This window comes from Microbulbifer maximicatervae (SeqCode), from assembly GCF_052467065.1.
In genome coordinates this window covers 2,095,967-2,107,598 of the sequence record NZ_CP174299.1, presented here as the reverse complement: position 1 = coordinate 2,107,598, position 11,632 = coordinate 2,095,967, and the positions used below count along the sequence as shown (strand labels likewise).

Below are 11,632 nucleotides of genomic sequence, written 5' to 3'. Positions count from 1 at the left end.
TTGCGAAGAGGAACCTTGCTACTTTTAAGTTTCGAGGAAACAGTATTTGTTCAGTTATAAAAAACGGAGAAATCAGCGTAGACGGTGGGTTCGTCTTCACCAACTGCAATATTCGTTATCGAGGAACTCGACATAATTGGCCAGGCGACAGAGACTTTACTTGAGAAGCTGTCGCTCCAATTCATCTTAAACAGCATTCCGCCTCCGGAGAATCGAGCCCAGTCATCCTCCACAGTTTCCTCATAGTTATTCACATAGCCATAGCCAACATCGGCAATTAGTGCTACTTGGAAAATGTCATTCAGTCGCTGATTAAACAGGATCGGGTTCATGAATTCCGGGAAGTTGAGGTACCACTCTGCGGTAACCACTGCTCCAATATCTGCAGAGAAATCCCTTGCTGAGAAGGCACGCACACCATTAGCACCACCGAGGGATAGTTGCTCAAACCCTGGCAGGTTACTCTCACTGTATTGAGCTCTTCCTTTAACGATTAACCTTGAACGATCATCTGTAAAAGGCATGGGTAAAAAGAGCAGTGAGCTGGAATTAATTGCCAGTTTATTGAAGTCGTCCCCTCTGCCCTCGTCAACCGTATTTTGGTGCTCACCATATTGCGCGGTAGCACTCAAGACGTTGAGCATTGGAATGAAGCCACTGGAAAGGCTATCCATATAAAAACCGATTTCGCTGCCGTAGACGTGATCATTGGTAAATTCAATGATGCCATCCAGGTCTGATTTCTTTTCTGTCAGGCCGAAAGAGCCTGTGAGATTAAAATCCCTGGAGCGTCGGAATTTATGGTCTAAAGACAATGCATAACTTTTATTAACACCGGAAATTTCCAGCAAGTTAATTACGTTATCTTCATCGGTTTCATCGTAAAGACTAAATTCATTATGATCGGCTGATATTTCCAGGCGGGTACGAGGGCCAAATAGCGGAAAGCTATATCTGAACTGGCCGAGGTCAGAGCCAAAATCATCGTCTGACTCAGGGTTTGATTTTAAATACCCCAGGGTCAATGCATCACCAAACCCAAGGGGATTCAACCAGTCAACAGTTGCGTAAAGTCGCTCGCTTCCGGTATACAGTGAACCGTGGTTATCGGCCCTGAAAGTTGCGCGCCAGGAGTCTGATTCGCGCACTTTTAAATTAAGCTTGGTTTCACCGGGGTTGTCACCCGCACTAAAGTAGCCGGTAACGTTTAAGCCTGGCAGGTCATTAAGTAAATATAAGCCTTCCTCGATATTCTCGTGATTTACCAGATGGCCACGCTGGTCTTCAAAGGGTTCTGCCAGTTTTTCGTCTGTGTACTCTTCGTTATCTTCGGCAACGACCTGCCCAAGAAGCCCCTCTTGTACCGTAAGAGTGACCACTCCATTTTCTACGTCTTGAGCGGGAATTTGCACTTGGGCCAAAAACAGCCCTTGGCGACGATAGAAGCTTGTCAGTTCAGCAGCAATCTCTTCGAGATCGCCATAACTTAAGCCCCTCTCTTTATTTTGTTTTTCAATTACACTTACCAGCTTTTTAAGCTCAGCGGGGCCCAAGCCGCCAGGATTAAATTGAGCATTCATATTGCCCAGCAATATTGCCAGCTCTTCCAAATTGTCTACGGTATAACCGCTAGCGAGGATTTGATCCTCTTTCATGAATTTAGCCCGAAGCTCCTCTGCCATTTCCTCAACAGTCTCTCGGGAAATACCAAATTCGGGATACTCTTCTAAACGATGAAACTTAAATTCTTTTACAGTAATTCGCGGCCCCTGATTTCTCTGGGAGACTTCAGGAATCTCTGTATTTAAGTTGGGGTCTTCGGCTTCATAAGTGCGTTGAAGGAAGTCTTTGGTTACATCCACCTCATTAATAGTAGGCGTATCCTGGTTAAAAGCATCCCGCACTCGACTGCGAAAATTAGATCCATCTTCCTGGGCAAAAGCCGGCACTTGCGATACAAGAAAGCCAGCACCTATAAATAATGCCAACTTACTTTTTCCTAGCCCAAGCATATTTCCCCCAGTTTTAATCTTTAATCTTTAATCTAACCAACTCAACTATCGTATCGATATTCGCTGGTAATTGTTTAATCTAGTTAACATCTCTAACGACACGGAAACCGGTAAACTCATCGGGCTGGCCATTATGAAGCTTCTTGGTTGTTGCCAGACAACGACTCATTGGATCAATGCGGCTACCTCCCAAAGCGAGCAACTCGCCCTCTGTACCCAATCCCCACTCCTGGACATTTCCTACAGCATTGAGTAATCCAAACCCGTTAGAGGAGCCAGCTCGGGCAGGTACTAGCTCAGCACCTTTTTCAATACCGCCATACTTCAAATGACAGTTGCGATCTGCTACTTCGTCTTCCCCTCTGGCACTCGCAGCAGCAAACCACTCCTGCTCAGAGGGCAAGCGGTAGCGGTAACCCGTCTCATCACTGAGCCAACTTAAATAAGCCTCTGCAGTTGCCAGGGATAAGTTATTTGCCGGCAAGTCCGTTGCTTCTGGAGTTTGCTCTCCGCACTGACCGGCAATGCGGCAGAATTGAGCCAACTCAGTGCTGCTAACCTCATATTTACCCACAGCCAGTGGCCTGCCACTCAAACCTTTAATCACCACCATTGCAGGCCCCTTGCTGCCATCCGCAAGACGGTCACGACAAGTGTAGCGATCGCCACGCCGACCGCTGCCCGGAACCAGGTGCCCACAAAAATCCAACTTAAAGTCTTTCAATGGCTGGTATGCGGGCAGTAGAGCCCTGAATTGATCAACCAGGGCTTCCGTCTGTATCGGATCCTTGGCACCGAGATTGGATGCGCAATTTACCAGCTCTTCGCCCACTACTGGACGGATCTTCAAGGCTTTTGCACTATCCAGCTTTGCCAGGCTGGACAACTGTGAACCTATTGCAGTGGCACTCATGGAGAAGCTGCAGGTGAGTGCTACCTCCATATCATCGAGCACAGCATCAATCTGCTGCTGCTTTTGCGCAGCCAGGCGGCGACGCTCCGCCCGTTCTTCCGCCAGGCGGATACGCTCGGCTTCACGCTCTTCGGCGATCCGCTCCGCTTCAAGGCGAGCGCGCAGGTTCTCTCTATCATTCGCCAGCTGAGTTTTGATAGCCTCAGCTTCTTTAGACTCACCATACCAGTTGGCAACCCCCGCCAGCATGACATCAGCCTGATCGAGGTTACCCAGGTTTAACTGACCGGTTGCTGCAGCCAGGAAAAGCTCTGATACCTGACGACGAGACGAATCCAGGAATTCTTTATCCGCAGGGTTCAGCTCGGAGTATTCTTCCAACTCCAGTTGAAGATCTCGCTCCCAGGCTGGAGTCAAAATACTCAAGCCAATCAACCGGGTGATGGCCTCTTTCTTATCAGCAATACGCCTGGCCAAGAGCTCCTGTTCGTGTTTGCGCTCGAGCTCGATTCTGACTCGCTCTTGCTCTACAGCATTTTGCTGCTGCAGGTGGCCATAACCCACTACAGCACCACCCAACACCATGACAAACGCACTGCCTAGTACCCACTTCCAGGCATGGCTAACAAAGAACGCCTGTACAAACTTCTCTACGGTACTAGTGCGGTTTTCGCGCTTTAGTTCGAGTGCTGATTCAAGTGCGCGCCACTGCCTGCGATTAAGCCCTTTGATCCGCTTGGGCCGCAGGCCCTGCTCCATGGCTTTATCAGCGGGGGTCTTGTCATAAGGATGACGCCCGCAGAAGAGCTCATAGGCAACACACCCCAACGCAAACACATCGTCACTCGGTGCCGGTTCAGCTCCCTTGAGCATCTCAAGGCTCGCATATGCCGGAGTCAGGGCTCCAAGAGTGCCCGCGTCAAATACTGTCGTTTCGCCAGCTTTATTTGCGATTCCCCCTTCAGAAACAGCTCGGGCAATACCAAAGTCAAATACTTTTGCACCTTTCTTATTGGTTACAAAGATATTGCCTGGCTTAAAGTCCGAGTGAACAATTTTGTGGGAGTGGGCATATATCAGGGCTTGGGAGATATCCCAAAATACCGAGCGGGCACGCTCGGGCTCCAACCCAACATCGGCATGGTCACGCAACAACTTGTCCAATGGAGCACCCTCAAGGAACTCCATTGTCATAAATACGCGATCACCATCACGGTCAAAATCGTATACCGTTACGATATTAGGGTGTGCAAGCGTTTGTGACTTGCGCGCTTCCCGCTGGAGGGAAATGAAAGCATCGGGATGTTTTTGGAAATCATCATTAAGCAGTTTGATAGCGACATAAGGCTCGCTGTCATTGGCTTCCAATTTGCGGCGGTCCAGAGCTTTGTATACCGCTCCCATCCCCCCGACACCCAAGAGTTTGTCAAGCTCAAATCGACCTTTGATTACAGTTTTAGTCACTGCATTTGAGCCGGAAGCTTCAAAGGGTTCAGGTGGCACTGCCGAATCGGCCGAAACCCCACCCAAAACCTCATTGCCCCCAGCCCCACTTCCCACCCGATTGGGATTAGGGGAAGGCGCAAAGACAGTAGCATCTGAGCTAAAGCTGGCAGCAGCTGAAGGGATTACCGGTTGGGCACCTTTAACCGGGGGGTGATCATTTGCTCCAGTCTTATCCTGCTGTACAACAACGGTGATATCACCATCTTCTGTCAGCCCGCTGGTTGATTGGCCTGAGCCCGGCGGAGTGTCACTCGGCCGAACAATACGCGTCTTATCGTTCAATTCCGCCTCCATGGGAAACCATTACGACACATCCAAATCCGCAAAAACTTTGTTATTGATCTAATGGGCAAGGCAATAAAGTAGGGTGCGAAGTATATCGAACAGCCTATGTAGCAACAATGAATCAATATTCAAATAAATTTGCCTTAACGCGCCATCAAACTATTATTTTGATCCAGCCCCCGAAAACACTGAGTATCACTCCGATATAAGGCTGAATTACATATTATTACAAAGCAAGCTTATCAAAAAAATACCAGTAAATGCTTTCAAATAGATATTTGACTGTCAATCAATATCCATGACTCAAACCACTTATTTATCCCCTTTAAAGATTTGTTAGTTTTTAGCAAAATTAAATTAGTGTCAGAGTCAATTTGAGCAAACATGCATAAATCGTAACGGCATAAAATCGCCTCTCGAAATTAGTGCCAGAGTCGATTAAATAACTCGAAAATTAGTTTGTTTTTACCTTTCTCTTTGTTTAAATCATCACAGTTGCCACCGCGACGACCACCTGAACTACTGCGAATCGCGGTGGTAAGGGATTAACCACCAACATCACACGCCAAATAATGAGGGACATCCCATGGCTATTTACATGAACTTCAACAACAAAGCCATCAAAGGCAATGTTACTGCTTCTGGCTACGAGGACTGGATCGAAATTGACAGCTTCAACTTCGGTGTTGGCCGCGGCATTACCATGGAAGCTGGCGCAATGTCAAACCGTGAAGCTTCTCGTCCGAGCCTGAGCGAAGTAAGCTTCACCAAGCGCATCGACGCTGCTTCCGGCGGTCTGTTCAAATCCTCTGTAACTGGTGACGAAGGTGTTACCGTTGAGATCCACGTAGTACAAACCGGTGCTAACTCTGTAGAGAAGTACGCAGTGTACAAACTGGAAAACACCCTGATTTCCTCCTACAGCATCGGCGCTTCCGCTGGTGGCGCTCCGGCTGAATCTGTATCCCTGAGCTACGCTAAAATCGAAGCGGACCTCAACCACGCAGACAAGACCAACAAGAACCCCAAAAATATGCGTGTTGGATACGACCTGGAAACAGCCAAGCCGCTGTAAGCCAGCAGAATCTGATCTGCATATACAATGGTCTGCAGGAAATTCTGCAGACCATTATTTAGCAGTTATTTAGCTGAGCGCTTATTGAGTTTTCAGCTAAATAACTGAATGTATAATAACTAGTACTATTCTCCAAGGCACCGTAGGGATAGTAGGGGCTGCCCATGACTACATTAAATCAAGATAGAAGACTGATTAAAGTCGACAGCCCGCTCGGCACGGATGCGGTAATCGCTGCCAGCCTGCAAGGCGAAGAACATATATCCAAACTCTTCCGCTATGAGCTTCAGCTCCTATCCGATGACCATGCAATAAGCCAGAAAGATATCGTCGGCAAGGCCGTTACCGTTTCTGTACACCACTCAGAAGCTCCTCGCTATATCAATGGTTACGTTACTCAACTTTCTCTGCGCGATGTTAACGCTGAGGGAGTGCGAAGTTATAGCGCCACAATTCAACCTGGCCTTTGGTTTACCAGCCTCGGGGGCTCCAACAGAATTTTTGAAAAGAAATCTGCCAAACAGATTCTTGAAGAAGTTTTGGGCGAGTACAGCAAAGTTATAAAGCTAAGCGTTAAATTAAATGCTGAATACATAACTCGTGAATATTGCGTGCAGTTTGATGAAAGCGATTTTGAATTCATCAATCGCCTTATGGCTGAAGAAGGTATCTCCTATTACTTCAAGCACTCAAATGGGCAACACGAACTTGTACTTTGTGATGATAGCCAGGATTTCTATGACTGTGAAAGCGAACAGATAGAGTACGATGGGAGCGGCAGTCATCCGACAAAAAATACTGTAAGTAGCTGGCAGCGAAATTTCAATTATCATGGTGGCGGCTTTGAACTGAAAGATTATTGTGAGTTCACCGCAACAAAAGATAATAAACAGCAAGTTAAAACTACCAGCCAACTAAATGATGTCAGCAATTATATGCGCGGTCTTTATGGGCTAAACCATTTTCAGGCTGACGGTGAAAATAAGCACAAATTTACAGATAGCTACCATAAGGCGCTAGCCGAGCGTTCAATGGAAGCGCAAGAAGCTTTATTCGATGTGAGCCATGGGCGCAGTGACTGCCCTTCATTCACAGCTGGCGGCCGTTTTAATTTTGACCACACAATATCGTCAGAGAAAGGGAAGTACCTGATTACTTCCGTACATATCTCTGCTACAGACGGCAATAGTGCGGAAACACATTTCCACAATACTTTCAGTTGCATCCCATCATCAGTAACTCCAAGACCTGAGCCAAATATTTTTGCGAAGAAAGTACACTCTCCGCAAGTCGCACGCGTTCTTGAAGTTAAGGCCACCACTTCTGACAGTTCACAAGACCCCTACACCCAAATCAAAGTCAAGTTCCCATGGAATTCACAGCAGAACAGCTGTTGGGTACGGGTGATGCAGTCATTTGCCGGAAAAAACTGGGGCGCCAACTTTGTCCCCAGAGTCAATCAAGAAGTTATTGTTACTTATATTAATGGTGATCCAGATAGACCACTGATAACTGGAGCCGTATATAACGGCGATAATCCTGGTCCCAACTACACTGCGACTCAAAGCGGCTGGAAAACTGAGTATGACGGTAGCGCCTTTAACGAACTTCGATTTGATGACAAAGGCGGAAGCGAAGAGCTTTATATGGAAGCCGGCAAAGACCATAACTTTGTCGTCCATAATGACCAAACAGGTAAGATAGAGAACAAACAAACCCTTGAGGTTAAGCAAGACCGGACTATTACGGTTACCGATGGCAGTGAAGTTGTCACCATCTCAAAAGGTGATCAGAAACTCAATGTCAGTAAAGGCAATCAAGTTGTAACTATCGGGTCAGGAAATCACACACTCAAGGTCAGTAAAGGTTCTCAAACTACTGATGCAATGGGTGCAATTAAGATTTCCTCCAAAGCATCCATTGAATTAAAAGTCGGCGGTAGCAGTATTAAACTGACTCCAGCTGGTATCACCATCAAAGGAACAATGCTTTCCTGTAAGGGCGACGCTACTGCAGAAGTTAAAGGTGGCGGAATGCTGACCCTGAAAGGCGGCGTAACCATGATTAACTGATGGGGATATACCAATGACAGACCTCATTAAAGTAGAAGCTCTCACCGCAGATGAGCTACTTAAGAATTTTGAAGTTAGTGACGAGGCAGAAGATCATCTGGTACCGGATACAGCGCCAGAAGTCAGTATAAACCGCCTTGTGGAAGCAGGCCTATTTCCAGACGCGATCAAGTTGCTTGCTCATGGCCTACCAAAGCGGGAAGCCGTGTGGTGGGCTTGCCTCGCGGCCCGAGATATCCAAGGCCCTCAAACTGACGATGACAATGTGAATGCGCTTAATGCAGCTGAGACTTGGGCAAAAAAGCCCAGTGAAGAAGCCCGCTTACGCTGCAAACTATTCGGCGATAAAACAAAACATAAAACTCCAGCGAGCTGGGCGGCTACTGCAGCGAGTTGGTGTCATGGGAGCTTAGCAGCCGAAGGTGAGCCGGTAGTAGAGCCGCCAGAACACCTTTATGCTCATGCAGTCGCAGGCAGTGTTACCCTTGCTGCCGTGCTATCTGACCCAGTCGATCCAAACAAAAGGTTCATGCGCTATATGGAACAAGGTCTCGATCTAGCACGAGGCGGAAACGGTAGGGTTGAGGGATAAACTATGGGTAAGCCAGCCTCCCGTATTGGAGATATGCATGTATGCCCAATGGTCACCGGCACAGTACCTCATGTGGGTGGCCCAGTAGTAAGCCCAGGAGCACCCACTGTTATCATCGGTGGGATGCCTTCAGCAACCGTTGGTAGCACCTGTACCTGTGTTGGACCGCCTGATACGGTCGCTATGGGAAGCACTACAGTAATGTTGCAAAAGAAACCCGCAGCAAGGATGGGAGATACCACAGGGCATGGTGGAAAAATAGTCATCGGTTGCCCTACAGTATTGATAGGTGGATAAAATAGGTCCATCCCGCGTGCTAACTAAGTTCGGTGTGCCGGCATAGATAAATTGGAAACTGGTGTTATCCAATTAAGATCACCCCATATCTATGGTTAAGAGTATTCACACAAGCCCACTCTCACCGAGTGGGCATCTCTCTGCCACACCATATCCGCTGAATAAAGATAACGGCTTAAAATATAGGCCCTAGTACACAAGACAATACTTCTGTGTACTAAAAGTGACCTCCTCTTTTATTAGGATATTTAGCCGACCGCAATGGAGAAGCTAGCTATCTAACACAATTACTTTAAACCCAAAAGTCGTTACTCGCATATTAATGCATGTCTTGCACGGACCTAGGAAAACCAACCTAAGAACCGGAAATATTAAACAACTTTATTCAGCTAAAAATAGCACAGAATTACCAATCAAATATAAATAATATGTTTATATAACCTACAGATCACTAATTAAAATATTTCACACAATAAATTTTCATTAACAATATATTTTCGACGAGCCTTTATCAATAAACTTAACTAATACATGGGTAAACCACCGCCTCTGGCGGTGAGACTTGACAAGGCTCTGCCGTTCCGGCGTGCAGAGTAAAAATATGGCCTCCATGAACCGGCAAGTTCTTTAAGGAGGCCATATGCGAGATTGGCAGTGCCAAGCTCACGTGAAACATTATTGCAGGTACCATGTGGTATTTGTGCCCAAATATCGAAAGAAAGCGTTATTTGGGGCATTGAGACGTGAGATTGGAGCAATATTCCGAGACTTGTGTCGTCAAAAAGGCATTGAGTTGGTCGAGGGGTACGCAATGAGGGATCACATTCATATGTTGTTAATGATTCCTCCCAGGTTAAGTGTTTCCAATACGGTTGGGTTTCTGAAAGGGAAATCTGCGATCCGGATATTTCGGAAGTACAAGCATGTACAGAGAAATTTCACAGGAAGACATTTTTGGGCTCGGGGCTACTGCGTGAGTACAGTAGTGCTTGATGAGCAGATGATTCGAGAGTACATCAAGAATCAAGAGGTTGAAGAACGCCGGCAAGAGCAGATGCAATTGGCGGGATTGTAACAAGCCCCCTCTGGGGGCTTTCACCATACCACCCGCTATGCGGGTGATTGCTGATTTAGGGCCGAAATATAAGTAAAGATCACAACCAACCAGAAAATAATCACTTTAGCCAAAATGGCCAGAGGGTTTTTACCATGCAAAAAAAATATAAATTTAAATTATTTTTAATATCTTTTTTATTAATTGCCATATCACCTGGAGGGACTAACGCTATGGCTTCATTCAACCCCTTTAAAGCTTGTACATTTTCAGAAATGAAAATCAAGTTAACCCTAAATGGCGAGCCTGTATCAGGGGCTAAGATCACACGCTCCATACAATGGCAAAAAGAATGGATAGATACATTTACATCCGATGAGGATGGAGTAGCAATTCTTCCATCCAAATTTGCTAACTCTTTAACACAGGTATTGCCAGTTGAGTTTGTGTCTGCCCAGAAAATTACAGTTGAGCATAATGATCATTCCTACAAAATCTGGGTATACGCAAAAAGACACCCGGAAGAAAACTCAGAACTTGATGGAAAGCCCTTTAACTTAACCTGTGAACTTTCAGACGAATTACAACTAGAAGAGGTTTTTGATTCATATTTAAAAACCTCCTGCAAATTTACCTAAACTAAGAAACAAGGATGGCAACACTATGCTCAGCCCAAAATACAGCGCTAAACTTGCTGCTGACACATATCTTGTTAAAGAACCTAATACCCGGGAACTTTTCTTTGATGCCTATAAAGATGATTTTGAAATTGATGAAGAATTGTCAAGCAAATTCAATGGGGAAGCCGGTGCTCTTGTCCTAATAAAAAGTACAGACACAAGAGGCATAGTACTTTCGGGAAAAAAACAATATAAAGGACAAGCTTTTGTAAGCATACTAGGTACTGACAGCCTATATGATGTATTAACAGACTTAAATGCTGGTGTGAAAAGATTTCATACTGGGGGGGCTGTCCATCAAGGTTTTTTTTATACTTTTGAATCTTTTTTACCTAAACTGGAAAACTTTGCTCGAAATCTTCCAAAAGACATTCATACAATCCATTGCGTTGGACATAGTCTTGGTGGTGCATTAGCAACTCTTGCTGCAGACTGGCTTTCATCACATACAGGTAAATCTGTAAAGCTGTATACATTTGGCAGCCCTCGAGTGGGACTTGATCACTTCGCCAGTGGCTGCAAAAGGAAACTGAAGGCTGAGAATATTTATCGCGTTTATCATCGTGCTGATCCTGTTCCTATGGTGCCTACCTGGCCATTTATCCACGTTCCAAATGGTGGGACTGGAGACTTTGAACTGCCAACCCCAAGCCTCAACCCAGGAACAAACCATAGCAGTAAGACTTATATAAAGTCTGTTTCTCCCAACGGAACAGGTTTGGATTGGGATGATGTAAAACTCAGAAAACCTAAAGGTAGCCTAGAAAAAAGTGTTGAAGCATGGTTGAGATCTGATGGTATTCTCTCACTAACTATGAATACGGCATGGATAGCTGGGGAGGCATTGCTTTGGGTGCTCAAGAAGATCACTCATCTTGCAGGAATTTCTTTAATCGTGACCGGTGGGACAACCTTTACACTTCTAGATAGACTTGCAATATTTCTACACAAAGCTTACCAGATTAGTAAGGATATCTCTTTTTGGATTTTACGACTTATCCGTAGGCTGGCACAGCTAATCGGACTTACTATTGTTGAAGGTACTGATATCACGGTTTCCTTTATTCGTATGGTATTTCTACGTATGCACCGCGCTGTTTCTGACTTAGTAATGAGGGCAGGAAGACCAAACCAGTAATTATTTCT

At 45.8% G+C, this 11,632-nt stretch carries 9 protein-coding genes; 7 read left to right on the top strand and 2 right to left on the bottom strand.

Features of this window, described 5'->3' with window-relative positions; genetic code table 11:
• Positions 1-50 precede the first annotated feature (50 nt).
• Together ACJJI1_RS09325 and ACJJI1_RS09320 are read right to left on the bottom strand one after the other, a co-directional pair.
• Entirely contained in the window at positions 51-1,988 is a 1,938-nt protein-coding gene (locus tag ACJJI1_RS09325; RefSeq protein WP_444959161.1) for a ShlB/FhaC/HecB family hemolysin secretion/activation protein, read from the bottom strand.
• Between the two features lie 103 nt (positions 1,989-2,091).
• Positions 2,092-4,713 carry a bifunctional serine/threonine-protein kinase/formylglycine-generating enzyme family protein gene (locus ACJJI1_RS09320; RefSeq protein WP_444959160.1) on the bottom strand — a complete coding sequence of 874 codons (2,622 nt, stop codon included), beginning with the start codon at positions 4,711-4,713 and terminating at the stop codon, positions 2,092-2,094.
• A 589-nt stretch (positions 4,714-5,302) separates the two neighbouring features.
• Here ACJJI1_RS09320 and ACJJI1_RS09315 point away from each other — a divergent pair.
• From ACJJI1_RS09315 to ACJJI1_RS09285, 7 genes are all read left to right on the top strand, one after another.
• Complete coding sequence (locus ACJJI1_RS09315; RefSeq protein ID WP_444940196.1) at positions 5,303-5,791, top strand: Hcp family type VI secretion system effector; 489 nt, start codon at positions 5,303-5,305, stop codon at positions 5,789-5,791.
• A gap of 164 nt (positions 5,792-5,955) precedes the next feature.
• A complete protein-coding gene (locus ACJJI1_RS09310; RefSeq protein WP_444959159.1) occupies positions 5,956-7,863 on the top strand; it encodes a type VI secretion system Vgr family protein in 1,908 nt (635 codons plus the stop codon).
• 13 nt (positions 7,864-7,876) lie between these two features.
• Positions 7,877-8,455: a DUF6931 family protein gene (locus ACJJI1_RS09305; RefSeq protein WP_413664125.1), complete on the top strand. Its 579-nt coding sequence runs from the start codon at positions 7,877-7,879 to the stop codon at positions 8,453-8,455.
• A 3-nt stretch (positions 8,456-8,458) separates the two neighbouring features.
• Positions 8,459-8,752 carry a PAAR domain-containing contractile injection system baseplate protein gene (locus ACJJI1_RS09300; protein ID WP_413664124.1) on the top strand — a complete coding sequence of 98 codons (294 nt, stop codon included), beginning with the start codon at positions 8,459-8,461 and terminating at the stop codon, positions 8,750-8,752.
• A 640-nt stretch (positions 8,753-9,392) separates the two neighbouring features.
• Complete coding sequence (gene tnpA, locus ACJJI1_RS09295; RefSeq protein WP_444959158.1) at positions 9,393-9,827, top strand: IS200/IS605 family transposase; 435 nt, start codon at positions 9,393-9,395, stop codon at positions 9,825-9,827.
• A gap of 134 nt (positions 9,828-9,961) precedes the next feature.
• Positions 9,962-10,444, top strand: a complete 483-nt coding sequence (locus ACJJI1_RS09290) for a DUF6795 domain-containing protein (RefSeq protein ID WP_444940199.1) — start codon at positions 9,962-9,964, stop codon at positions 10,442-10,444.
• 25 nt (positions 10,445-10,469) lie between these two features.
• Positions 10,470-11,624: a lipase family protein gene (locus ACJJI1_RS09285; RefSeq protein WP_413664122.1), complete on the top strand. Its 1,155-nt coding sequence runs from the start codon at positions 10,470-10,472 to the stop codon at positions 11,622-11,624.
• Positions 11,625-11,632 lie beyond the last annotated feature (8 nt).